Source organism: Shewanella sp. SG41-3 (assembly GCF_014164545.1).
Lineage (GTDB): Bacteria > Pseudomonadota > Gammaproteobacteria > Enterobacterales > Shewanellaceae > Shewanella > Shewanella vesiculosa.
On record NZ_JACJFJ010000003.1, the window covers coordinates 523,592 to 550,038 of the forward strand.

A 26,447-nucleotide genomic window follows, 5' to 3' on the forward strand; every position below is an offset into this window, starting at 1 on the left:
TCACTGATATTAGCAGCTTATTTAAATTTTAACATGGATGATACAAATTTTATCTGTCACTCATCAAAAAAATGACTCTACCCGTCTGGAGCTGATAACTCAAACTGGCTTTGTTATTTGAATAGTAGCGACACACATGATCATCAGACTGATAATCTACCGCAATATTGAGCTCTTGAACATTATTGGCCAATAACTGCGCCCACAACTGTGCACAACCTTGTACATCATTGGTATCAATAATTGGCCAACCTTGGTTAGATAAAGACACCCAATTATCGGTACCGACTAAATCGGCATCAAAATCGTCGTTAATCTTATCATTTCTAATAGTGTCAGCTTGAGAGTCTGAATCAAGATTGTCATCTGCGACCTTACTTGGTGTCACATTAGGCACCTTGTTATGCCAAGATAATTGCATCCGGTGTGGCCTGCCAGAAGCTAACCATTGACTGCGCACCATAGCTAAGACATTTAAAAAACGATTATGTTCAAACTCTAAACCTCGGCCACCTATATTGGAGGTGGAATTAAAAGAACGTATGCCAACAATACTCAACAGTACTAACACCACCACAATAGCAATGACTCGCCCATACACTTTAATGAGGTCATCATCTGCTTTTTGTTGGCTCAACATGCCAGTACCCAATGAATAACTTGCATTATGTGCTAACCGCCTTTGACCACATTAAGCATATCCCACATAGGCAGATAAATACCCAGTGCCAGTATCAAGACAATGCCAGCGACAAACGCAATAAGAATAGGTTCTAATTTAGCCGTCAGATTTTTTAAATCATAATCGACCTCACCTTCATAAAAATCAGCAGCGTCATTTAATAGTTGATCGATTTGCCCCGTCTCTTCGCCCACCGCCACCATTTGCAATACTAACGGAGTAAATAATTGACTGCTATTAGATACCCTGAGCATTGACTCGCCTGATTCAATACCATGGCGCATCGAGACAATTTTATCATGCATATAAGCATTATCGACCGCATCAGCAACCAAACTTAATGCTTGAGTCATAGGCACACCAGCACTGAGCATCATCGAAAAACAGCGACAATAACGCGATAACGTTGAGCGCTCAATAATGGAACCCACCACAGGAATATGCAGTTTCCATAAATCCCATTGCTTCTCACCCTTTTCTGAATGATGCCAATACCGAATCGCCACTACCACAGCAATTAACAGCACTATCATATGAGGCCAGAAATTAACAAACAGATTAGACGTACCAATTAATATTTTTGTCGCCCATGGCAACTCTGCGCCGAAACGAGAGAACATATCGGCAAATTTAGGGATAACCATAATATTGAGAATAATCATTGCGATGGTAATGGCAATTAACACAAACATGGGATAACGCATTGCCGCTTTAATCCGTCGACGTGTTTCTTGCTCACGCTCGATATAGCCAGATAGCTGGATAAAGGCATCTTCTAACTTACCGGTATTTTCACCAACATGGATCATCGACACAAACAATGAATCAAATATATCTGGATGAAGATTCATTGCCGAAGAAAGTGGTCGACCTGAAGTAAGCTGAACTGAAATATCATCTAAGGCTGTTTTCATTCGATCGGAATGAGTGGTTTCAGATAAGCCAGCAATAGCTCTTAAAATGGGAATACCCGAACGAGTTAATGAGTACATTTGTCGACTAAAAATTTGTAACTCTTCTAATGACACTTTACTGCGAAATAAGCTCATTGAAAATGATTGCTTATTTTTTACTTCACGTAATTCCAGTGGAATAATTCCACGAGAGAGTAAAGCGTCGGCAGCGGCACTTTCATTAGCAGATTCAAGCTGTGCACTAACAGCCAGCCCTTGTGAGTTACGACCTCGATATTGATATATTGGCATTGTTACAACCCAATATCTTGTTGACTAACCAAATCTTCCGACAACGGCACTGTCGACTCACTAACATCTTCAACCAGTTTTGATACTTCTTCGAGTGTTGTCGTACCAAGGAATAAATACTCCATCGCAGAATGTGCCAGTGGGATAAAATTAGGACTGCGCAGCGCTGCACGAGCAAAATCTTGAGGATTACCAGTACGCATGGCGTCAATCATGTTGTCATCAAGCTCAAGTATTTCAAAAATACCAATTCGGCCACGATACCCCGAACCATTACAGGTTTGACAACCACGGCCTACTTTAAATGTCGCGCTGCTAATATCTTTTTTAGTCACACTACTAAGCCAACTGCGCTCAGCGGCGGAAGGCTGATAATCAATGGCGCAATTATGACAAACACGCCTAACAAGACGCTGAGCAATAATAACGCGCAGTGCACTCGCCACCAAATAGCTGGCCGCACCCATATCGAGTAATCGTAACGCACTGGTCACCGCATCATTGGTATGCAAGGTCGATAACACAAAGTGACCAGTTAATGCGCCTCGAAGACCAATTTCAACGGTTTCTTGGTCACGCATTTCGCCCACCATGATAATGTCGGGATCTTGGCGAAGAGTGGTACGCAGCACATTGGAAAAATTTAAACCAATCTTATGGTTAACTTGAACTTGGTTAATGCGTGGTAATTGATATTCCACCGGATCTTCTACGGTGATAATCTTTCTGTCAGCAGTATTAAGCTCACTTAAAATACCGTATAAAGTGGTGGTTTTACCGCTACCCGTTGGCCCGGTCACTAACAACATACCGTGAGGGCGTTTAATCTGTTTACGAATTCGCGCCACAATATGCGGTGGCATGCCAGTTTCATCTAAGGTGCGCAGTCCAGTTGTTTGATCTAATAAACGCATCACCACTGATTCGCCGTGATAAATTGGCATGGTCGACATCCGCACGTCGATTTTATGACCTTTGATTTCCATATGAAAACGACCATCTTGTGGCATACGTTTCTCTGAAATATCTAACCCAGCCATCAGTTTCAGTCGTAATACCAGGGCCGATGCAATATTAACTTCGCTTAAGGTGTTTTCATGCAATTGACCATCAATACGTTGGCGGATGCGCAAGACTTTATCGCCGGGTTCAATGTGAATATCTGACGCACGCATTTGCACCGCATCTTCGAAAATAGACTGTAATAACTTGACCACTGTGGTTTCGTTATCACTATCACTTTGGGTTAAATTAGCCAAATCGAACATGTCATCAGCGGCATATTCTTCATCGAGCTTACCGGCTATTTCGGCGATTTGTCCGGTGCGGCGGTAGAGGTTATCAAATGCATCGAGTAATTGTTGTTCTGGTGCTACGGCAATCATTAACTGTTTAGGCGCAACCAACACTTCAATATTATCGATAGCCTGTAAGTCGGCTGGATCGCTCATGGCCACTAACACATGATCAGCATGACTTTCTACCACTAAGGCACGATAACGCCTAGCTTGTACTTCAGGAAGAATATTGACCACATCGGCAGCAATTGGGCGACGACTAATATCCAAATACGGTAAATTAAGTTGTTGAGATAAAAACTTAAGTAACTGATCTTCAGTAATACTGTTTAAATCAATCAGTGTACGACCAAGCTTTTTACCTGAATTGCGCTGCTCCGCTAATGCTTGTTGTAGCTGTACATCAGTAATAATCAGCTCTTGAACAAGAAGATCTCCTAACCGCATCTTTAACTTAGGCTTCATCGGTTTTCTCCTAGCTGATCTAAACGCTTTTCAATAAATGTCATGGCTGAAGTCGATAACCCTTCATAGCTTAATGCTGAACGATAAGCCTGAGCGGCTTGTGAGTATTTTTTTTGTGAGTCGAGCGCATAAGCTAACCCCATCCACCAGCGAGATTGAGTCGATTCGGATACCAATAAGTTACGATAAGCCGCTTCTGCTAAGGTAAAGTTCTTCGACGTTTGGGCCAAATCGGTTTGCGCTATCCATTTATCTCGAGCCCACGTTGAATTATCGGGGATCATCGCTAATGTCGCTAATGCAGCATCATAAGCTTTAATTTCGGTTTGAATCCGCGACAAAATCACATAAAACTCCCATTGTTGCGGAAACATACTGATGCCACTTTCGAGTAATCCCATCGCAGTAGTCATATTATTTTGCGCATAATAAATTTCAACCAATTGGATACGCGCTTTGTGTAAGTTCGGTTGTAAAATGATCGCTTCTAAATAGTAACCTGCTGCATCATCAAGTCGCCGTGCCTGCTCGGCATCCATTCCTTTACGGTATTGCAACTGTGCCATTTGTGCCTTACTAATAACGACCTCTTTTACCGACATCTGCACAGGTTTTTTCTCAACAGCGGCTGCTTCAGACGAGCCAGATGATTGAGTTGCAGTGATGGCATTAGCGCTGTCAGCATTATTCAATACAGGATTGTTCTGTGCCGTCTGGTTGGATGCAATTTGATCAGGTATCGGCTCATTCGCGCTGGATACACTGACCTTATCGGCTGCGGTTTTGCTAGCAACTGTGGCGGCGACTACGGTGTGACTATTGACCGTTTCAGGCTCTCGCTCGCTAGCTTGTTGTGCCGAGGGTGAAGACGTATCAATCTGCTCAGCGTCACCCTTTGATGCTATGTCCACTTGAGTCAAATCGGTTAAGGATGTTTCATTTGTAACAGGCATATTGTCTTGAGTCGTATCGGCGCTGACGGGCTGCCTTGACGCTTCAATAGATTTAGGCGTCATTGTCGAGCTGGCATTTAAGGCTAACTCAGAGGGTTCAGTCACAAGGTCGTTATGATTAAGTGCTTGGCTTAGCGTTAACGATTCAGTGTCTGTGCTAGCAGCGTCACTGATTGCTTTAGGTTGATTTGCGATTTGCATATTGGCTTGGCGATACATTGACACACCAAACCACAAAGTAGGTATCAATAGTACTGCAACAACAATGAGACTAATAAGCGGTGAACGTGATTTAGCAACAGTTTGATATTGAATTTGAGGACGCACAAATTCACCCACAGCTTGTGTCGAAGGATTATCGGTTTCAGGCTGCTGACGCTGTTCTAAATCTTTCAGCATATTGATAATAACGCTCATTTAATCTCACTTATTTGTGTCACCCATTCACCACAACAACTGTCACTATTTAACCCAATAACCAACACCACTGCAGCAAGGAGCACAACAAGCAAGATGTTGAGCCGAGATACACTCACTTTATGTTGTAAATTAATATCTTCCGTATCGGTTATCGCAGCCAAACAATGCCGAGTTCGGACCTTTTTTTCACCTTGGCCGTAACATAGCAATAAACTTTTATGTGCCAAAATATTCACCAAACGCGGAATGCCACGAGCAGCTCGGGCAATACGCTTAATATCCGCGGCAGTAAATAATTCTGGCCCTTGGTAACCCGCAATCGCTAGCCGATATCGAATATAAGCGTGTATTTCGTCCCATGTTAACGGACGTAAACCATAGCTAAAGGTAATACGTTGTCGTAACTGCCTAAACTTAGGTTGCGCTAAACGTTGATCTAATTCAGGCTGACCAAACAGCACCACTTGCAATAACTTACGATTTTCGGTTTCTAAATTAGTAAATAACCTTAAGGCTTCAATACTTTCATCCGGTAACGATTGCGCCTCATCCAACACCAATACCACATGAAATCCTTGATGATTTAACGCTAACAAACGCTCATGGATAAGTCTTGTCAGTTGTTGTTGATCGACTTTATTTGGCAAAGACAAACCAAGTTCAGCTGCCACAGCCCAACGTAACTCCTTTGGATTTAAATAAGGATTGGGTAAATATGCACAATGGTATTGAGCGGGCAAATCGTTCAACAATTTACGACACACTAAGGTTTTACCTGTACCCACTTCTCCAGTGACCTTGATAAAACCCTCACCTGTTTCTAATGCTGTTTGCAGCACTTGCAACGCTTCCACATGCGGCGCTAACCCAAAAAAGAAACCGGTATTAGGGGTCAGCGTAAAGGGCAACTGACTTAAGCCAAAATGCTGCAAATACATAATTACCGGCTATCCCTTGTTAATGTTAAGCCAAACGAGAACGATCACTACTTTGAAGGATACCAACGCTCAATCAAATCTTGTGAGCGCTTTAACTCGTCCTTCCATGTGTCACCACCGACCACGGTTGGTTTTAACATAATAATCAATTCAGTTTTCTTTTTAGATTTACTACGGCTGGTGAATGCTTCACCCAGAAAAGGAATATCACCTAAAAATGGTACTTTAGACACAGTTTCAATATTCTCACTCTTCATTAACCCACCAATCACGACCACATCACCAGATGCTGCGCGGATAACGGTATCCGATTCGCGGATCTCACTTTGCGCTAATGGCAACTCCAAGGTTGAATCACTGATTTTAATCTCTTTGGTTTGTGAGGTCACATCAATCACCGAAGGATGAACATGCAGTATGACATTGCCATCTTCATCAATCTGCGGGGTCACATCCAAAGCAATACCAGAGAAAAATGGCGTAAGTTCAACTTGTGGCGTGGTCACCGGAGTAGTACCTGCCACTGTGGTGGATGAAACGTCCGTGACAAAGTATTCATCATTACCGACTTTAATCACTGCTTTTTGGTTATTCGATGCGGTGACTCGAGGACTTGACAGCACATCTACATCACCTTGAGTATCGAGCAAGTTAATGATGGAACTAAAATCACTTCCAGTGAAATTAATCGATGTTACTCCGCCAATGGCAGACGTAATCGCATTACTTAGCCCCTGTCCTGCTGAAGTACTAAAGTTAATGTTGGTATTACCAGCGTGACCTAAGACATTCTCCCACTGGATCCCTTGCTGATAACCATCCGATAAAGTTACTTCAATAATTTTTGCTTCTAAAATGACTTGGCGCTGCAGATGGCTTTCTGCTATTTGTAAGAAACTTCGAATTTGTCGTAACTCATCAGGAAAAGCTCGAACGGTAACCAGACCGGCTTGAGGAGTGACTACAACTTGTCGCCCGCCACCAGTTTCACCCATTATAGACATTAATGTGGCTTGTAATTCACCCCAGAAATCCGTCTTAGTGGTTGAGCGAATAAAAGTACCATTGGTATTATCACTGCTATTAGCATTACCATTGCCACTATTACTATTTGAACTATTACTACTGTTACTGCTGCTATTACTATTGTTACTGCCATTGCTGCCATTGCTTGAATTATTGTTTTGATCTGAAATGCGCCCTGAGCTGACGGAGGTTAATGACAAACCTTCACGCTGCATATAGATATAATTTAAGGGAAAGGTTTCGGTTCTCATTCCCGCGGGATAAACACGTAAAATACGCCCTTCACGCTTAACTTCATAACCGTAAATATCTTCAACGACTTGAATAACCTCTGCCAAGGTGACCGCTTTTAATGATAATGAAATGTTGCCTTGCACATCCGGATGAACCGCCACACTTAATGGGGTGTCTTTGACTAAGCTGGGGAAAAATACTCTGGCATCAACTTCGTTTGCTGATACGTCAATACGACGCTCAGCGGGAAGGGCTCTTGCCGCTTGGCCCAGTGTATTATCGCCATTAAGCTCACGCTGAACATCTTCAGGCATTGCCGCTGGGGGTGGCATAATAGTTTGACCCGCTTCAGCTTGTTGTCTTGACTCATTCAAGGCTGCTTTTGCGGTTTGTGGGTCAGGTCTATCCGTCGTTTGACAAGCAACTAAGCACAGCGACATCAGAGGAGTAACGTATTTAATCACATTCATTTTTATTCTTATCCTATCGCTCTGTTATCGACTTAAATAGTTGAAGTTTTCGTCCATCTGACAAGGTGACGTAGTCTTTATTAATCTTTGATACTCGTAAGCCACTGCCACTAACTGTGTCACCCACCGACAGAATGATGTTATTAATCACCGCATAGGTATTCTGGCCGCTGACAATACTGTTTAACACTAAAGATTGATTATCGGTTTTGGTTATCGCAGCCACAAACCCCTGACCCGGTAGGGTCGGATCACGTAATGTTTGTGCATTCGCCGCTGACATTAATAGCATCATTAGGCAGGATGCATACGCCATGGCATTAATCTTGTTTTGCAACACTGATAAAGTCCTTATTCACACTCAGTGTGTAAAGTTCTAATTCAACTAACGCATCTGGATGAGATTCAACACGATAATCTAAACGTTTCCAGTACAATTTATCAGGCATACTTTCAACGGCTTTAATAAACGCTAAAATCGCGAAGTAGTCGCCTTGTAACGTCAGCTTAATACCGTGGCTGTAAAGGTTAACTTTACTGCCATCGCCCACTTGTAATAAGGCTTTAGGCGCTATGGAAGCAAATGAAATCAGCGATACACCTTTAACATTACCCAGCAGATTAGCTAATACTGTTGGCATGTAGTCCGCAGGAACCATATCAACCATTTGCTCAGTAAGATCAGCATCAACTAATTGCATTTGTTCAGTAATCAACTTTAGCCGTTGATGATAATCTTGATTAGGGTCAAGTTGTAAACGCTCTTCATAGAGAGCCACTTGTTGTAAGGAAATTGAATTTTCTTGTGCTAATCCTTTAAGCTGAGTTTGCAAGCTTTGCTGCTGCTTCCAAACCGACTCTAATGGCATAAACAACAGCATGCCGACCACAACAAATAAAGCGAACATAATCAATGTACGCTCACGTTGACTTAACTCATTAAATTTTGACGACCATACAAGCCATTGCTGCTTCATTGTGCGAGCTCCTTAGCAATGGGCTGGCTGATTAATTTAAACGCCAGTGGTTGTGCTTCGCCGCGATCCATTGTCATCGCTGAAAACGCATACCCCTTAAGCGTTGAAGTGGTTTTTAGTTTATCTATCCACAGTGGAATGCTCTGTGGATTACGCCCATAACCTTCAAACTCAATGCGCTGAACATCAGTATCTTGTTGTTCAATGGTAATATGGCTCAACCATACATTGGCATCCGCCACTGCTGCCAAGTCGGTTAACATTGGTGAGTAACCTTGACTAATCAGAGTATTGCGCTGACTTAGCTCATCTTTTAACAGTTTTTTAAGATCTAAGCGCTGTTGTTCAAGCTCGACCTTTGCAACTAAGTTCGCATCAGGCTGACGAGCAGCGATTTGTAGTTCTAGCTGAGTCTTTTGATCATTTAAACTATTTCTCTCTCTGCTTACCTGCTCACTTAAGGTTTGCAAATCATGGCTATGCCACAGACCAATTGCATAAAGTAGTGCACAGCATCCTGAGAATAAGCCCAAAGCCAACATCATTCTTGCAAAGGTTAGCTTTTGTTTTTTAGGCAGTAGATCAGTGCTATATAAATTAACCGCGGTTTTTATCACACTTCACCTCGCGTTAATTCCTGTAACGCTAACTGAGCGAGTAATTTCGATACGCCGTCGTGGGCAACGGCAAGCACTTTTTGATTAAAGTTAGCACCAACGAGATTAGCTAATGATGAATTGTCACCATCTGCCAATATGCTAATGGATCCCACAGGTGCCTGACGTAATTGGCTTTCAAAATAATCCATAGACCGTTGGATCTCCAAACTGAGATTATCGGCTAAGCCATGTTTCAACTCTTCTAAGGTTGCTTCATTCAGATGATTAAAGCCTCTGACGCGACGTTGCATCAATACTTCGCCAGCTTTAACAATTAATAACAACAATTCTTGCTCAGGTAAATGAGCCACCAGCATGTGGGCCATATTGTCGTTAACTAAAACATGGCTTAATGCCAACTCTTCAATGCTGATACCGGCAATGTCTAATCCATTGGCATCACAAGCACTGGCCAATTGAGCTAGAAACTGTCGACTGCTGACCACGACATTCACTTTTGAACTGACAATAAAACTAGACTCAAAATAATCTAAATGGATATTGGCCACAGGTTCTGACACCATATCTTTCACAGACCAGATCAACGCTTGAGTCACTTCATCTGGCTCAACATTCGGTTTTTCAGCTTGTAACAATTGATAATACTGATGTGACAGCACTAATTGCACTCGAACTCGACCAAACTGGCTTTTTAGTGCTTCAAAGGCTTGAGACCAATTATTTTTTGGTACTGAAAACTGGCTAATAATAGGTGCTAATTGGCCTTGTTGGAGTTTACAAGCCCACAATGAATTATCGGCGATAAATACGCCTACACTACCCATCAACTGTGATGTTTGCCAAAAGGCGAGTTTACTCAAAAAACCATTGTTCATTGCGTTGCCCATATTCGCTAACATATTAAGTGTGTAACATCACTCATTCATAGAATTGGTATTAGAGACATGTCATCAAAAAACGACACGATGACTCTACTATTTAAGCATCTAACGTTAAGGCAATCTGCTTAACTTTGATTGCCAGTGTCACCAGTCACATCGATAAAAAATCAAGCTATAATAACGTAAAAACAACAACTAAATAACAACCAAGCCATATATTAACAAAGTGTATATGCGTTTAAGATAGAGAGTAATCTTTTGATAAACAAGGTATAAGGCCAATCAATTACAGCAAACATAGCATTTTAACACCTAAACTTCAGATCTTTGCTCTAAAAACTCGCCTTGTGCAGCACTTACACCGAGAATTTTTAACGTTTGCCATTCTTCGAAACATTCAACGCCTTCAGCAATCACTTTCACTTCGGCTCGATAAAGGCCGCCAATTAGGCTGCGGATGAATAATTGATTCTCGGAACGTTGATGGACTCGGCGTACAATAGAGCGATGTAATTTCACTAAATCAAAATGGTACTCCTGAATATAGTGAGTCCCGACAACAGATTGTCCAACATTATCTACAGCCAATTTAGCGCCCATTTTCCTCAGCATATCCAGAGTCTTAACCAGTGAGATATTTTCCTGATTTTTAACAATAATGTCTTCAGACACCTCAAAAATCAGTCGCGCGGCTAAGGGGCGATGCTCTAATAAAGTCGATTGTAACCAGCGAACAAATGCTCTACTGGTCAAACTATCAAGACTCAAGTTGATACTGTAGCTTGATGTATTGTCAGACATTAGCCTAAAAAGTACTTGTTCCAATACTTGTCGCTCAATCTGCGGCATCAATCCACATTTATTAGCCATTGGAATAAACAAAGTGGCGCGCACATCATTACCCTGTAAATCTCGGGCACGACTAAAAATCTCATAGTGCATAATTTGATTATCACTATCTACAATGGCTTGTTGTAAGGTGAAAAATCGTTTTGATACCAATGCATTTTCAATAAAACTGCGCCATCGAACAGAGCCTTTGGCGATTTGCTCATCGAGTGCACCTTTATCGTACATGAACCAGTTATTAACTCGTTGAAGTTGTGCCGCTCGGAGGGCCATCTCAGCTTCTTCAACAAGCTGTAACTGTAGATCGCCAGCTTTAAAAAAAGCACATCCTAGATGAAAGAAATTATCAGGATTACCAATGCCATAAAAAGGCAATGCGATGCAGGTTTTGAGTATTCGCTGCGCTAACTGATCGGCTTCAAGCAAAGATAACTGTGGTACAACAATGGCTAATTGTGAGTAGCTACGCCGCGCAAAAATACTGTCTTCATATTGCATTAATACCGCTGTAATGGCTTCTGTAGTCAATGAAAGCATGGCCTTAACGCCACCTTCACCGAATTGGTCTTCCACTAAATCAACATCATCAAACTCTATGAGCATCAATACACCATGGGCAACCATTTTCTGGTGGTGACTTAATCCATCAAGACGGTTTTGAAAAAATATAGGATTACCAATTTGGGTTTGTTTGTCTAAAAAAGTATCTTTACGGATAAATTGATCTAAACGGCCGCGTTCTTTATGAGCATCATCGAGTTCTGCAAGTAATTTACTGATGGCACGATTAATCATTCGAGGCTTACCGTTAGTAGGTACATCGGCAGCTTGTTTTAAATGACCATCGAGAATGAGCTTACTGCGCTGGGCGAGTTGCTCTATCCCATCTAGCTCTCTGGAATACCAACCGTAGCCAAAGCGGACAAAAAAACCGATGCTAGTAAAACCAATAAGCAGAATAACGAGCTCATGCCAGCCAAAATTACGTAACGAAAATGGTGGCGGTAAAGTCATCGTCATGAGTAACTGCCCTTTACTTAGCGAGCTTTTATAAAGAGTTAAACTACTTTTAGATGCAGAGGCTTGCTCATGATGAAATTGATAAATTAATTGACTGTTATGCGACAAGGAAAAATCAACCGCCTTATAAGCAGTCAGTAAAGGGGGTAACCAAGTAGAAAATTGTTTATTGCCATGTTGTTGGTAGTCAGCAACTAACATGGTCTCTAATTCAGCCACCTTCTGCTGCTGAAAAGTATAGGTTAACTGAGTAAAACCCATTACCGCGCACAGTAAAAACACAAAGGCCACCGCAGCCAATGAAAGCAGCCAAAAGCTAGTCAGTTTTTTGGTAAGAATCTTGGTAAGCTTCATTTATCCGCTATCCTGCTGGATTTACTTATTTTATTAACAAGTTAATTTTCATCCAGTATAACCATTGTGCCAACAAGTTCACTAATCGTTTTTACTTATACGGGTATGATAGCTAAAAAAAAAGGGGCCAAGCCCCTTACGTTAATCATGTGATGAATTCATTCAGACTCAGAGCAGCATCAGATACCCAGTCCCGAGCAGCTTATACCTTATATTCTGTCGGTAATGTGGTGATTTTAGCCACACCAGAATCAATCGCAGCTTGCGATACTGCTCGAGCAACCAGCGGCAATAATCTTGGGTCCATTGGTTTTGGCAGCACATATTGAGCACCAAAGCTCAACGATGACACATTGGGATAAGCAGCCAATACCTCTGCTGGAACCGGCTCTTTCGCGAGGTTTGCGATAGCATAAACAGCCGCTAACTTCATCTCATCGTTAATGACCGCAGCGCGCACATCAAGTGCACCTCTAAAGATAAATGGGAAGCACAATACGTTATTGACTTGATTTGGATAGTCACTTCGACCCGTGCCCATAATGAGGTCTTTACGAATGTTATGAGCTAATTCAGGTTTAATTTCAGGATCAGGATTTGAACAGGCAAAAATCACCGGATTAGGTGCCATTAACGCAATATCATCCGCGGTTAATAAATCCGCCCCCGATAACCCTAAAAATACATCGGCATCTTTTATTACATCCTGCAGGGTGCGTTTATCGGTATTATTGGCAAATAAGGCTTTATATTCATTTAAATCTTCACGGCGGGTATGGATAACACCTTGTCTGTCGAGCATATAAACATTTTCACGTAATGCACCACATTTAACGATCATTGTCATACACGCAATGGCAGCAGCACCGGCACCTAAACAAACAAAGATAGCATCGTCAATTTTTTTGCCCTGAATTTCGAGGGCATTCAACATACCTGCAGCCGTAACAATAGCGGTGCCATGTTGATCATCATGAAACACTGGAATATTACAGCGCTTAATCAGCTCTTGTTCAATTTCAAAACATTCAGGCGCCTTGATGTCTTCTAAATTAATGCCACCAAACGTATCGGCAATCGACTCAACAGTATTGATAAAGTCTTCAGTGGTGCGATGTTTCACTTCAATATCAACCGAATCAATATTCGCAAAACGTTTAAATAGTAATGATTTGCCTTCCATCACAGGTTTTGACGCCAATGGACCTAAATTCCCTAGCCCTAAAATAGCAGTGCCGTTGGTTATAACCGCAACGGTATTACCTTTATTGGTATATCGATAAGCATTTTCAGGATTAGAAGCGATCTCTCTAACAGGCTCTGCAACACCGGGACTGTATGCTAAAGCAAGATCGTGACTTGATTGAGCAGGTTTAGTTAGGCAAATAGCCGTTTTTCCTGGTACTGGAAATTCATGATAATCCAGAGCTTGTTGACGAATATCTGACATTGTATACATCCTGAAATACGCTATATATGACGGAGAGGATGATGTAAGGAGCCCATCAATTAGCACCTTGCTAACCCTCTAAAATTTTAATAACAATACGCTAATACTGAAACGATATAAATCAAAAACTCAATGATAGGAGGTGTTGTGAGCAAGAATAGAGGCTAGGTTTTATTAATCTAACTAATTGAATATGAATATATATAAATCAATAAGTTAAAAGTGTAGGAAAATAACAAGATTTACGATAATAAACGGATAAAGACGACGATATTTGCAGTTTATTTTGTCTAAATAACAATAAAGCGCTGTTTATGCTTTTTTACATTGTTTACTACTAAAAAATTAGTTTCCGCCTCAGCACAACACTATTTTAGGATAACTCAGGTTAAGAAATGGAATTATGCTAGTTGTAGAAAATAAAAAAGGCGCCGAAGGCGCCTTTTTCAAGTCAATTGCAATGCAATTACTTTTTACCAAGCATACCGAAACGCTTGTTGAACTTGTCAATACGACCACCAGTATCAACAACTTTCTGAGTACCAGTGTAGAATGGGTGACATGCACCACATACGTCCAAGTGTAGGTTTTTACCTGCAGTTGAGTTCACTTTGATGATGTTACCACAAGTACAAGTTGCAGTAATTTCAGCGTAATTTGGGTGTATACCTGTTTTCATTTGGAGTACCTTAAATTGAAGGCCATGTCGCTCTCCCAACCCGAAGTTGAGCACCACATGCAGTTAATAACAATATGTTTTAGGCGCGGAATAATACAGGGTCTCAGGTACACAAACAAGTAGAATTTCTACACAGTACTAGGAAGACTTGTGCGACAACACTAGCTCATCATAAGTAGCTTGGGCATTAGATGAATTTTGATATTGCTGCACAATCTCCTCAGATGGGCACTTTAAACGGCTATCAGACATCAGTAAGTATATTTTCTGATTAGCAAACGCATTGGGGTTGGCATCATAAATCGCCAGCATCGCACCAAATACGCTGATTTGCCATTGTCGGTAATAACGATCAGCAACCCGCCATAAGGTATCTTGAGGCAATTTATCAAGTAAGCAGGACTTATTCAGTGCAGGACTTTGCCGATCGGTTTCAGCTAGTGTCATCTTGGTTTCGACATTAACCAGAATTGGCTGAGGCAGCGTTTGTGTTTCATGAATGGCAGCCAGCAGTTGCTTACTCTCTAATTCTTTACTGTCGGCATTAAGCGAATCATCGATCTGTGTTGCTTGCGGCGTTTCCATGGATGCAGTAACAGGCAAATCTGAAGCTGATACTTGTTGAGACTTATCGCCTTGGCTGGCCACTACATTATCAAATGTTACTTTATCTGCAGCAACATTTTGGTAGCGCGATAGCATCTCTACTGATGGGCAACGTAATGCGCTCCCGACTTTTAATTGGCTAATTTTATCTTGGTAGAATGCAGATGGATTGGTTTCATAAAGGGCAAGCATTGCGCCGTAGATATTTGAATTCCATTGCTTACGATAGCGCACCGCTATTTTCCATAAGGTATCACTCGCTAACTGATTAATCTGGCAATCACTCAGATTTTTTTGCGTTGTCGCGACTTGAGGTGTAACGCTGCTCTGGTGACTTATTGGCGTAGGTTTTAATGTCGATAATGTCGCAGACGACTTCATCGTTTTAATGGCTACCGGCTGGTGTTTACTCTGGGCAACAGATTGAGAAAATAAAGCTACAGGGGAATATTGCAGCCATTTAGCATTACGAAATTCCGATACAATTAATGCCGCATCTTGATCGCGAACTTTTTCAGTGCCTGTTAATACAAAAACATCATTATCACGTCGCTCAACATCGAGCTTTTCTAGCACGATATTGTCTTTATAAATTTGGCGTAAGTAAAACGTCAGCCGCGATAAATCATGATGATCAGTTATAACATTCACGGTTAATTTAGGTGTTTGGCCACTTTCAAATGGAATGGTATCAATACTGATATGACTGACTTCAGCGATCACAGTTGAAATACTGTTAAATGCAAGTAATGCTAATATAGTTAGCATCTTAACGCGTTTCATCAATACAATCCTTTCGATTATAAACCGCTTCCATACAGCATACAGTTATGCTGTAAAAATCATGATACTTTGTGCATTTATACACTGATTGTTAAAGTGTTAATGCTACGTTTATCACGCTGTAATTTATTATTATTGTTTACTTTTTTAATTTTTAAAATGCCTAACATCACAAATATTAACATGTGCAACTATATAAACTAACATAATCTGCTGCAACTAATTACTGACAGAAAGAGCAAATACTCGACTACATAAGCGTTTTTATCACAGATGATCAGCATCAAACTTATTGATTGGCATGTTTTGCCTCAATCGCCTCGAATACTTTTTTGTCGACCGCTTTATTATCATATTGCGCCAAAATCATTGTTGATGGGCAATTCAATGGCACATCTTTAAGTAACAAGTGGATTTTTTGCTTAGAGAATGCCAATAAATTCGCCTCAAATATAGCTAACATCGCACCGTAAACGCTCGTATTCCACTGTTGTTTATAACGATTAGCTATTCGCCATAAGGTGTCACTATTATCACGTTCAAGCAAACAGTTAACTTGTTGAGTCGATACAATAGTTGATGATGGCACCGATGGCACTTGAGCCACGCGATGATCAACTTGCTGATGTTTGGAAGTACCCATTACTGGCAGATTAGCGTCAGGTATTGGCCGATGTTCACTGTTGACCGCTATCTTTGCACCATTGAGCGAATATGGCGCATCAAAAATAGCCACAACAGCCAAGGTGACCGCTCCTGTCGAAGTGGCTTCAGTAATAATCAACTGCGCATTTGAGTCACTGATTATCTCGCTACCATTAAGTTGAAGTAAAAAGCGATTAATGGCTTGCACCGTTAACTTTTGCTGCTCAACCTTGTTATTCTCTAACTGGCGGATATAAAATCCTAATCGCGACACATCATCATTTTGTGCCACCACATTAACTTTTAATTGCGGTAAATGATTTACTTCAAATTGACGACTATTAATACTGACATGATTAACCTGAGCCATTGCTGTAGCAATATAGCTCAATAATCCAAACCCTAGGATAATAGCCTCAATAAGTCCTTTACGCATATATGTTGCCCTATCTCTTTGATGACACTTAGAGGTAAACTGATCCGCAATCCACTACAGAATTGAAAATGATGAAACCTTATGCCCGTGTTTGTTGAAGTTGCCTTACCCGTCCCATTACGCAGAAACTTTAGTTACCGCGTAAAAGACCAGCAGCAAGCGGGATTACAAATAGGACTTAGGGTCAAAGTACCGTTTGGCTCTCAACAACTCATTGGCTTAATAACTGCAATTACAGACAGCTGTGACTTGGCACCCCATCAAATAAAATCTGTTACAGCTGTGTTAGATGATGCCCCATTGCTACCTGATTCGCTATATAAATTAACCCTGTGGGCCGCCCGATATTACTTTACCACTCAAGGGCAAATGCTCAGTCAAGCGCTGCCAGTGGCATTGAGAAAAGGCTTAGAAGCAACGCCACAAGCCGTGGTTGAATATCATTTAAGCCCGCAAGGACGCAATGCTGATCCTAGCGTATTAACACGCGCTCCGGCACAGAAAAAACTGCACGAGTTATTGCTGGCAAATCCCATCAGCCATGATGAGTTCACCACTCAACAATTAAGCAAGGCGGCATTAAAAGCATTAGAACAAAAACACTGGATTGAACGGCAAGAAAAAGTGCTCTGCCATGATTTAAGTTGGCGTCAACAACTGATCATGAATGAATCACCCCACAAGCTTAACAAACAGCAAGCTGTCGCAGTATCGGTACTCACTCAACAGCAAGGTTTTCATTGCACTTTATTAGAAGGGATTACTGGCTCAGGCAAAACTGAAGTTTACTTAGCCTTGCTTGAGACTATTTTACAACAAGGTAAACAAGCGCTCATTCTTGTGCCTGAAATAGGCTTAACCCCGCAAACCATTAATCGCTTCAAACGTCGTTTCGAAGTCAATGTCGCTGTGATCCATTCGGGCCTAACCGATAATCAACGCTTAGAAGCTTGGCGTCAGGCTCGTGTCGGTGAAGCGGCAATTATTATTGGCACTCGCTCAGCACTCTTTACTCCCATGGCTTTTCCTGGGTTAATTATTCTTGATGAAGAGCATGACAGTAGCTTTAAACAACAAGAAGGTGTGCGCTACCACGCCCGAGATTTAGCCGTAATGCGGGGACACCTTGAAGATATTCAGGTGGTTTTAGGTTCAGCAACGCCATCATTAGAAACCTTACAAAATGCCTTATCCGGACGCTATCATCACCTTGAATTAAGTGAGCGCGCTGGCGCAGCGCAAAAAGTGAAACAAGGTATTATTGATATTACTTCGCAACCCCTAAAAGCGGGGATGTCAGCATCATTAATTAACGAAATGCGCATGCACCTTGATGCGGGTAATCAGGTGCTGCTATTTTTAAACCGCCGTGGTTTTGCGCCCGCGTTACTGTGTCATGAATGTGGCCATTTACATGAATGTGATCGCTGTGATGCCTTTTTTACCGTCCATCAGGGCTTAAACGAAATATGTTGTCATCATTGCGGTAATCAATACGCTATTCCGCGCCAATGCCACCAATGCGGCAGCACTATGCTAATGGGCCATGGTTTAGGTACCGAGCAACTGGAACAAGAAATCGTAAAACTGTTTCCCAAATATCCTGTAGTGCGAATAGACCGCGACACCACGCGGCGTAAAGGTTCACTTGAACAGCAGTTGCAAGGCATACACATGGGTAAATATAAAATCCTCGTTGGCACACAAATGCTGGCAAAAGGTCATCACTTTCCTGATGTCACCTTAGTGGGTTTACTTGATGTTGATGGCGCCCTGTTTAGTGCAGACTTTCGCGCACCAGAACGATTTGGCCAGCTATACACCCAAGTATCGGGCCGTGCTGGCCGCGCTGATAAACCCGGTAAAGTACTCCTGCAAACCCATCAAAGTGATAACCCAATTTTGCGCGACCTGTTGAAACGCGGTTATGGTGAGTTTGCTCGTAGTCAGCTAAAAGAACGTCAACAAGCATTATTACCACCGGCATGGCACATGGTATTAATTCGCGCTGAAGCACATTTAGCTGAAGATGCTGATGCTTTTTTAACACGCACTAGCGAACTACTCCCCCAAGATAAAGACTTTGAAATTATTGGTCCAATTCCGGCACCGCTTGATCGTAAAGCAGGCAAATACCGCCGCCAATTAATACTGCAAGCCAAAAGTCGGCAGCGTTTACAAACCGAATTTGAACGGGTTTTAGCGCTTATTGAACAAATACCAGAAAGTAAACGTTGTCGCTGGAGTATCGATCGTGACCCACAGGATTTGATGTAATCGCCTGCTGTACGGGAAGTAAACCGACCTTATACCAGTGATAAACTTCACTTAGGTTCATAATCAACATAAAAAAACCAATATTTCCGTTAAAGCAGATAGCAATCACCCCCTATAAACGGCTAAAATATGCGGTTCCGTCATGTCATTCATTTAACGAATTAGTGCAAGCAAAAGCCCATGAAATCACATATTGAATCTTTACTAGAACAAACCATCGAATCCTTCAAACAGCAAGGGATTGTGCCGGCTGATTTTCAAGCCCGCATTCAGGTCGATCGCACTAAAGATAAAAGTCATGGTGACTTAGCGACTAACCTGGCAATGATGCTAACCAAAGTAGCTAAAAAGAACCCTCGTGAGTTAGCGCAGCTGATCATTGATACCTTGCCTGCTTCATCTTATGTGGCCAAAGTAGAAATTGCTGGTCCAGGGTTTATTAATTTCTTTATTGATGACAATGCATTAGCTAATCAGCTACAACAAGCGCTAAACAATGACCACCTAGGCGTGATATTACCGCCTAAGCAAACGATCGTTGTTGATTATTCTTCGCCAAACTTAGCCAAAGAAATGCACGTCGGTCACTTACGTTCAACCATTATTGGTGACAGCGTAGTGCGCGCGCTTGAGTTTTTAGGCCATAAGGTGATCCGTCAAAACCACGTAGGCGACTGGGGAACTCAGTTTGGTATGCTACTGGCACTAATGGAAGAATTACGCGCAGCCAATGGCGAACAAGCCAAAATGGAATTGTCTGACTTAGAAAGTTTTTATCGCGCAGCTAAAGTCCGTTTTGATGAGTCGACTGAATTTGCCACTCGTGCTCGTCAACTCGTGGTCGCTTTACAATCTGGTGACGAATACTGTAATAAATTATGGCGCGAATTTAACGATATTTCATTAAGCCACTGCCATGATGTTTATAAACGTTTAGGGGTTAGCTTAACCCGCGCCGATGTGCATGGCGAAAGCGCCTATAATGCCGACCTTGCTCAAGTGGTTAGCGATCTTGATGCTCAAGGTTTGTTGGACGAAAGTAATGGCGCTAAAGTGGTGTTCCAAGAAGCATTTCGTACCAAAGAGGGTGAACCTCTTCCTGTTATCATCCAAAAAGCTGATGGTGGCTATTTATATGCAACTTCAGACCTTGCTGCCATGCGTTATCGTTCAAACGTACTAAAAGCCGATCGCGCGTTGTACTTTGTCGACTTACGCCAAGCACTGCATTTTCAGCAAGTGTTTAGTCTCGCCAAATTAGCTAAATTTGTACACCCAGAAATGTCACTAGAGCACACAGGCTTTGGCACCATGAACGGTGCAGATGGACGCCCTTTTAAAACTCGTTCTGGTGGTGTAGTTAAATTAGTTGATTTACTTGATGAAGCCGATGTGCGAGCACTTGAACTTGTTCGTAGCAAAAACCCAGATATGGATGAAGCGACCCTTACTGAAATTGCTCGCGTAGTTGGGATCAGCTCGGTTAAGTATGCAGACCTATCTAAAAACAGAACCAGCGATTATATTTTCAGCTTTGAGCAAATGCTCAGTTTTGAAGGCAATACTGCACCTTATCTATTATATGCCTACACACGTGTTGCCGGTATTTTCAAGCGTGCGGCAGATATTGACCTTAGCCAAGCTAAGATTGTGCTCGAACATGAAAAAGAAAAAGACTTAGGCACTAAATTAGCCCAGTTTGGTGAAGTATTAACTCGCATGACAGACAAAGGCTTACCACATGTACTATGTGGATATCTTTATGAGCTTGCTAGCGAATTTTCGAGTTTTTATGAAGCTTGTCCAGTATTGGCTGCCGAAACTGAAGCCGAAAAACAAAGCCGTTTATTGTTGTCGCAATTAACCGCAAAGACCTTAAAAACGGGCTTGTCACTACTTGGCATTGAAACCCTAGAGCGGATGTAATCATGAGTCGTGACTACGCAAATCGCAAACCTCGGGCGGGCGCAAAAGCCCGCGCGCCACAACGAAAAAAAGCACCTAAACGCTCTTTTCCTTATTTTGCTGTGTTTGTGATACTCACATTATTGAGCGGCTTTGGTTACTTTTTATGGTCGATTAATGGTAGCTCTGACTCACCAGTAACAAGTGAGCCGGTTCAGCAACCGAAAAAGAAAACCGTACAGGCCGTCGCCGCAGATGCACCTAAAAAAGTGGTTAAGAAAGATCCAAATGCATTACCACCTAAGCCACAAGAAGAATGGACTTATCTGGAGGAGCTTGAAAACAAGCAAGTTGAAATTGACTTGCCTCAGTCTGGAGTGGTTTCAAGTGGTATCTATCAAATGCAATGCGGATCGTTTAGACAAGAATCGCAAGCAAATGAAATGAAAGCCAGAATCGCCTTCCAAGGTGCTGAAGCACAAGTTCGTCGTAGTGAAGGCACCAACGGAATATGGTATCGAGTAGTGTTAGGGCCTTATCCAAACAAACGCGAGGCAGAACATAACCGGCATAAGATGCAAAGCGCAGGTTTAAATGGCTGCATTATTTGGTTATGGGAATAACACCACAAGTCTGCTGATAACATTTATCTCATATTAGCCCTGTTCATTCGAACAGGGCTTTTTGTTAACCATCGCTTGATATTTAGCATTTTGGCCCCATATCCATTTTAACAATCAACAATTGCATTCACCCTAATGAGCCGTTGATGTATTAGGAAGAGGATTTACCGTGACTACTATCGTATCCGTTCGCCGCAATAATCAAGTCGTCATCGCTGGTGATGGCCAAGTGTCTCTAGGCAATACCGTGATGAAAGGCAATGCCCGTAAAGTGCGCCGCCTATACCACAATAAAGTACTAGCTGGTTTTGCTGGCGGTACTGCCGATGCATTTACTCTTTTTGAGCGCTTTGAAGCTAAGCTCGAAATGCATCAAGGCCATTTATTAAAGTCTGCTGTCGAATTAGCCAAAGATTGGCGCACCGACAAAATGCTACGTAAACTCGAAGCTATGCTAGTGGTAGCCGATGCTCAAGAATCACTCATTATTACCGGTAACGGTGATGTGGTACAACCTGAGTACGATCTTATTGCTATCGGTTCTGGTGGCAACTATGCCCATGCATCGGCCTTAGCACTACTGCAAAATACCGAGTTAAGTGCAGAAGATATTGCAGAGAAATCACTAACAATTGCAGGTGACATTTGTGTATTCACCAACCAATTCAAAACTATCGAAAAGTTAGACTACTAATTCGAGCGTTAATAAAGGAACAGTTATGTCTGAAATGACTCCACGTGAAATTGTTCACGAACTAGATGCACACATTATTGGCCAACAAAATGCCAAACGCTCGGTAGCCGTTGCACTGCGAAATCGCTGGCGCCGGATGCAGCTTGAGCCTGCATTGCGCCATGAAGTCACGCCAAAGAATATTTTAATGATCGGCCCAACCGGTGTGGGTAAAACAGAAATTGCCCGTCGTTTAGCCAAATTGGCTAACGCGCCGTTCATCAAAGTTGAAGCAACAAAATTTACTGAAGTCGGTTATGTCGGTAAAGAAGTGGAACAAATCATCCGTGATTTGACCGATTCTGCCGTTAAAATGACTCGCGAACAGCAGATGAAAAAATGCCGTTATCGTGCCGAAGAGCTCGCCGAAGAACGCATTTTAGATGCGTTATTGCCTAAGCCGAAAGATGACTGGGATACCGACAAAAAAGATGACTCGAGCACCCGTCAGGTTTTCCGTAAAAAGCTGCGTGAAGGCTTATTAGACGACAAAGAAATTGAAATCGACATAGCGGCACCTCAAGTAGGTGTTGAGATTATGGCGCCTCCAGGCATGGAAGAGATGACCAACCAGTTACAAGGGTTATTTCAAAATCTTGGTCAAAGCACCTCTAAGCGCAAAAAGCTTAAAATTAAAGATGCTTACAAGCAGCTCGTTGAAGATGAAGCCGCTAAGCTGGTCAATCAAGAAGACTTGAAAGAGCAAGCGATAGAGCTGGTTGAGCAAAATGGCATTGTGTTTTTAGACGAAATCGACAAAATTTGTAAACGCGGCGAAAGCTCAGGCCCTGATGTGTCTCGTGAAGGTGTGCAACGTGACTTACTGCCATTAGTTGAAGGTTGTACTGTGTCGACTAAGCACGGCATGGTCAAAACCGACCATATTTTGTTTATTGCCTCTGGTGCATTCCAGATGTCTAAACCCTCTGATCTCATTCCAGAGCTTCAAGGCCGTTTACCGATTCGAGTTGAGTTAGATGCCCTAACTGCCGCCGATTTTAAACGTATTTTAACCGAGCCATTTGCGTCACTTACTGAGCAAAGTATTGCCCTCATGAACACTGAAGGTGTCACCATAGAGTTTACTGAGTCAGGTATTGAACGTATTGCTGAAGCCGCATGGCAAGTGAACGAGCGTACTGAAAATATTGGTGCTCGCCGTTTACATACTGTGATGGAAAAGCTGATGGAAGATATCTCCTATGATGCTTCTGAAAAATCAGGTTCCACGTTTGTAATTGATGCTGACTATGTCAATGACCATCTTGATACCTTAGTACAAGATGAAGACTTAAGTCGCTTCATTTTATAATCATTATTTGAATCAAGCGTCCTCCCATTTGATTATGACAGATGGGAGGCTCGTGACCTTTTCTATATGAATAAACATCACGAATGCACGTTTCAACAATAGGATTAACAGCAAAGTCGCGTATGATGATAATCTGCGATTTAGCGTTAATCCTTTTTTTATAGGTATTCCCATGACCCAATCAACGCCTACTGTCACTGGCATTAAACTTAAGCGCCAATCTAAGTTACTCGAAGTGACGTTCGATAACGGCCAAACCTACAATATCAGCTGTGAAATGTTACGGGTATTCTCGCCATCTGCAGAAGTGCAGCGCCATGGTAATCCAATATTGGTTACCCATAAGAAAGCCGTTAATATCAAAGCGCTCGAACCAGTTGGTCATTATGCAGTTAAAATCATCTTTGATGATGGCCACGATACCGGCTTATATTCTTGGCAGGTACTGCATAACTTATGCAGTAATCAAACTGAGCTATGGCAGCAATATCTTGCCAGATTGCGGGCAGAGAATGGCTCACGAGAACCTCTGATTTCGATGAATATTAAGTATTCATAGACTTTGTTTTACAATGGCCTTCGGCCACACCAGCTTTTTCAAACTTCGTTTGAATTAACATCGCAAGGTTCCACCCTGCGCGGGCCAAAAACTTTTTAAGATATGACCTGCGGCCACTAACGTCGTGGCGCTTCGCCCATCCGGAGCAACATCACAAGGTTTCACATTGGGTGATAATAAACCCAAATTATCGATGTGTGCGAGTGACGTTTAGCGCAAACACCTCTGCAACACGTTGCAATGTACATCCTTGATAATGTTTACCCGAAAACAAACGAACCCTTACCTTTTTGGTATTAGAAAGCTTGTTTTAATTAATACCATGACTGTTATCAATTGCCTGCCGCAGGCCTTAGTGCAAGCACTTCTGTGACACGCCGCGCTTTTTATATACAAAAAATCCCTGTAAGCTCGGCCATGACGTCCATGTCATGGACGGTCACAGCCGCGCTTACACCCGATATTCTATCTCTTCGATTTAACCTTATTTGTAATAAAGTCCGCTTTATTTAGGTGAATTGAATAACCACACTCAAATCGTCACCACCGAGATATGTCATCGGAGATCCAGCTTTAGTTTTGGCCCTTAAATGTCGTTTCCAACAATTCCAAACCGAAGAAATAAAAACTACAGGTACAGATAAGTCAGCGACTAATATCCATTTATCTTTCGTATTGGAAAACTTGCTGTAGTTCATACCATGACTGTTATCAATTGCCTGCCGCAGGCCTTAGTGCAAGCACTTCTGTGACACGTTACAAGTACATCCCTGTAAACTCGGCCATGACGTCCATGTCATGGACGGTCACAGCCGCGCTTACACCCGATATTCCATCTCTTCGATTTAACGTTATTTGTAATAAAGTCCGCTTTATTTAGGTGAATTGAATCACCACACTCAAACCGTCATCCCCGAGATCTTTTATCGGGGATCCAGCCTTTGCTTTTGCTTTTGCTTTTGCTTTTGCTTTTTAGCCATCGTCACAAATAGAGCTAAATCGAAGAGATAAAAATTTCAGGTGCAGATGAGTCAGCGAGTATCCAAAACATGGATGTTTTGGTTAAGCCCACATGGAAGTGCTTGCGGCGTCTCGCTGGATTATCTGCACGATAGCCTGCGGCAGGCAATTAGTTAAAATGAAGTTTTGAACTTATATTAATGTAATTAATAAGTCGTTTGGAGCGGCTTTAATGTTAACTTTCCGCAGGGTTGCTTAATAAGACCTGATAATATATACAAAATTATTATCTACTTAATATAAAAAATAATGCACTATAATTATTATTCACTACAGTATTCGACATTTTAAAGGGATAAATTGACTAATTTAGATAACTTGAATTTATGCTTAAATCAGATAAATGCCTTAGCAAATAAAACCAAGCCCTATCAACACACAACTTTCAATCAAGCATTCTATTCAATATTGAGAGCTTCCGCTGTAGAACTTGATGATCTAATCAGTAAAATTGACGACCTAACCGCATGTAGTTTACATACACGAAATATATTCGAACTATACTTAATTTTACGACATATTTATGAAGATGAAGAAGCGTTAAACTGCTGGGTTGGACAGTCACACAAAGATTCTACAGACATTAACAAAGGCTTTGTTACTTTATTTCAATCTAATGGACTTGATACTTCTATACTAGAAAATATGCAGCAGCTTAAGGACAAGGCTCTCGAAGAAAGCAATTATGAATCGAAAAGCCCATTTCAAGTCAGAAATCTAGCAGATAAGTATGGTTATCTAAATGATTATCTGGCTGTTTATAAGCTTTGCTCAAAACTAATTCATCCTTCATCATTAAAAATTAACTTGTATAACGAAATAAGTAAGGAAAATAATTACTTAAAAATAGTCCATAAAATTGTAATTCACTTTAGTATTAAACTCACAGAGTTTGCTTTAAATATTGAAAATAATTCCCAATATTAATCAGTATTACTTTTATTAGATGTCTAATGGTATAAGTCTATTCAATAATAAAAAAAATTCTGCCATCCAAATAAAAATGCCAGCATTTCTGCTGGCATTT

22 protein-coding genes are annotated in these 26,447 nt (G+C 41.7%); 7 read left to right on the plus strand and 15 right to left on the minus strand.

What is annotated here, in order from left to right; all coding sequences use genetic code 11:
* Positions 1–49 precede the first annotated feature (49 nt).
* The 15 genes from H5164_RS08295 to H5164_RS08365 form a co-directional block, all read right to left on the minus strand.
* Positions 50–640 carry a hypothetical protein gene (locus H5164_RS08295; RefSeq protein ID WP_124015321.1) on the minus strand — a complete coding sequence of 197 codons (591 nt, stop codon included), beginning with the start codon at positions 638–640 and terminating at the stop codon, positions 50–52.
* Between the two features lie 32 nt (positions 641–672).
* A complete protein-coding gene (locus tag H5164_RS08300) occupies positions 673–1,887 on the minus strand; it encodes a type II secretion system F family protein (RefSeq protein WP_124015322.1) in 1,215 nt (404 codons plus the stop codon).
* Positions 1,888–1,889: 2 nt separating this feature from the next.
* The gene (locus H5164_RS08305) at positions 1,890–3,650 is read right to left on the minus strand and encodes a GspE/PulE family protein (RefSeq protein ID WP_124015323.1); all 1,761 of its coding nucleotides are present in this window, start codon (positions 3,648–3,650) and stop codon (positions 1,890–1,892) included.
* Positions 3,647–5,020: a lipopolysaccharide assembly protein LapB gene (locus H5164_RS08310; RefSeq protein WP_182755568.1), complete on the minus strand. Its 1,374-nt coding sequence runs from the start codon at positions 5,018–5,020 to the stop codon at positions 3,647–3,649. Before H5164_RS08310 ends, H5164_RS08305 begins: the two co-directional genes overlap by 4 nt.
* Positions 5,017–5,961: an ExeA family protein gene (locus tag H5164_RS08315; RefSeq protein WP_182755570.1), complete on the minus strand. Its 945-nt coding sequence runs from the start codon at positions 5,959–5,961 to the stop codon at positions 5,017–5,019. The genes H5164_RS08310 and H5164_RS08315 overlap by 4 nt, the downstream gene beginning before the upstream one ends.
* 47 nt (positions 5,962–6,008) lie before the next feature.
* The gene (gene mshL / locus H5164_RS08320; RefSeq protein ID WP_182755572.1) at positions 6,009–7,691 is read right to left on the minus strand and encodes a pilus (MSHA type) biogenesis protein MshL; all 1,683 of its coding nucleotides are present in this window, start codon (positions 7,689–7,691) and stop codon (positions 6,009–6,011) included.
* 13 nt (positions 7,692–7,704) lie between these two features.
* The gene (locus H5164_RS08325) at positions 7,705–8,031 is read right to left on the minus strand and encodes an MSHA biogenesis protein MshK (RefSeq protein ID WP_404717048.1); all 327 of its coding nucleotides are present in this window, start codon (positions 8,029–8,031) and stop codon (positions 7,705–7,707) included.
* Positions 8,012–8,668, minus strand: a complete 657-nt coding sequence (locus tag H5164_RS08330; protein WP_182698942.1) for an MSHA biogenesis protein MshJ — start codon at positions 8,666–8,668, stop codon at positions 8,012–8,014. The genes H5164_RS08325 and H5164_RS08330 overlap by 20 nt, the downstream gene beginning before the upstream one ends.
* The gene (locus H5164_RS08335) at positions 8,665–9,285 is read right to left on the minus strand and encodes a fimbrial assembly protein (protein WP_182755574.1); all 621 of its coding nucleotides are present in this window, start codon (positions 9,283–9,285) and stop codon (positions 8,665–8,667) included. The genes H5164_RS08330 and H5164_RS08335 overlap by 4 nt, the downstream gene beginning before the upstream one ends.
* Positions 9,282–10,163, minus strand: coding sequence for a biogenesis protein MshI (locus tag H5164_RS08340; protein ID WP_259396771.1), 882 nt, complete (start codon positions 10,161–10,163; stop codon positions 9,282–9,284). The genes H5164_RS08335 and H5164_RS08340 overlap by 4 nt, the downstream gene beginning before the upstream one ends.
* Before the next feature lie 318 nt (positions 10,164–10,481).
* Entirely contained in the window at positions 10,482–12,392 is a 1,911-nt protein-coding gene (csrD, locus tag H5164_RS08345; RefSeq protein ID WP_182755579.1) for an RNase E specificity factor CsrD, read from the minus strand.
* A gap of 202 nt (positions 12,393–12,594) precedes the next feature.
* Positions 12,595–13,842 (minus strand): malic enzyme-like NAD(P)-binding protein, encoded by a 1,248-nt coding sequence (locus H5164_RS08350; protein WP_124015332.1) that lies wholly within the window; start codon positions 13,840–13,842, stop codon positions 12,595–12,597.
* Positions 13,843–14,308: 466 nt separating this feature from the next.
* Positions 14,309–14,521, minus strand: coding sequence for a 50S ribosomal protein L31 (gene rpmE, locus H5164_RS08355; RefSeq protein ID WP_011639173.1), 213 nt, complete (start codon positions 14,519–14,521; stop codon positions 14,309–14,311).
* A gap of 138 nt (positions 14,522–14,659) precedes the next feature.
* Positions 14,660–15,910 carry a FimV/HubP family polar landmark protein gene (locus tag H5164_RS08360; RefSeq protein WP_182755581.1) on the minus strand — a complete coding sequence of 417 codons (1,251 nt, stop codon included), beginning with the start codon at positions 15,908–15,910 and terminating at the stop codon, positions 14,660–14,662.
* A gap of 289 nt (positions 15,911–16,199) precedes the next feature.
* Positions 16,200–16,991: a FimV/HubP family polar landmark protein gene (locus H5164_RS08365; protein ID WP_182755583.1), complete on the minus strand. Its 792-nt coding sequence runs from the start codon at positions 16,989–16,991 to the stop codon at positions 16,200–16,202.
* A gap of 81 nt (positions 16,992–17,072) precedes the next feature.
* Between H5164_RS08365 and priA the strand changes: the two genes are divergently transcribed.
* The 7 genes from priA (at position 17,073) to H5164_RS08400 (ending at position 26,347) form a co-directional block, all read left to right on the plus strand.
* A complete protein-coding gene (priA, locus tag H5164_RS08370) occupies positions 17,073–19,268 on the plus strand; it encodes a primosomal protein N' (protein ID WP_182755585.1) in 2,196 nt (731 codons plus the stop codon).
* 180 nt (positions 19,269–19,448) lie between these two features.
* A complete protein-coding gene (gene argS / locus H5164_RS08375; protein ID WP_182755587.1) occupies positions 19,449–21,194 on the plus strand; it encodes an arginine--tRNA ligase in 1,746 nt (581 codons plus the stop codon).
* On the plus strand, positions 21,194–21,796 hold the full coding sequence (locus H5164_RS08380) for an SPOR domain-containing protein (RefSeq protein ID WP_165870051.1): 603 nt from the start codon (positions 21,194–21,196) through the stop codon (positions 21,794–21,796). The genes argS and H5164_RS08380 overlap by 1 nt, the downstream gene beginning before the upstream one ends.
* Before the next feature lie 169 nt (positions 21,797–21,965).
* Complete coding sequence (gene hslV / locus H5164_RS08385; RefSeq protein WP_124015338.1) at positions 21,966–22,490, plus strand: ATP-dependent protease subunit HslV; 525 nt, start codon at positions 21,966–21,968, stop codon at positions 22,488–22,490.
* 25 nt (positions 22,491–22,515) lie between these two features.
* Positions 22,516–23,841: an HslU--HslV peptidase ATPase subunit gene (gene hslU / locus H5164_RS08390; RefSeq protein WP_124015339.1), complete on the plus strand. Its 1,326-nt coding sequence runs from the start codon at positions 22,516–22,518 to the stop codon at positions 23,839–23,841.
* 172 nt (positions 23,842–24,013) lie between these two features.
* Positions 24,014–24,400 carry a gamma-butyrobetaine hydroxylase-like domain-containing protein gene (locus H5164_RS08395; RefSeq protein WP_124015340.1) on the plus strand — a complete coding sequence of 129 codons (387 nt, stop codon included), beginning with the start codon at positions 24,014–24,016 and terminating at the stop codon, positions 24,398–24,400.
* Between the two features lie 1,320 nt (positions 24,401–25,720).
* Complete coding sequence (locus H5164_RS08400) at positions 25,721–26,347, plus strand: DUF5677 domain-containing protein (protein WP_182755589.1); 627 nt, start codon at positions 25,721–25,723, stop codon at positions 26,345–26,347.
* Positions 26,348–26,447 lie beyond the last annotated feature (100 nt).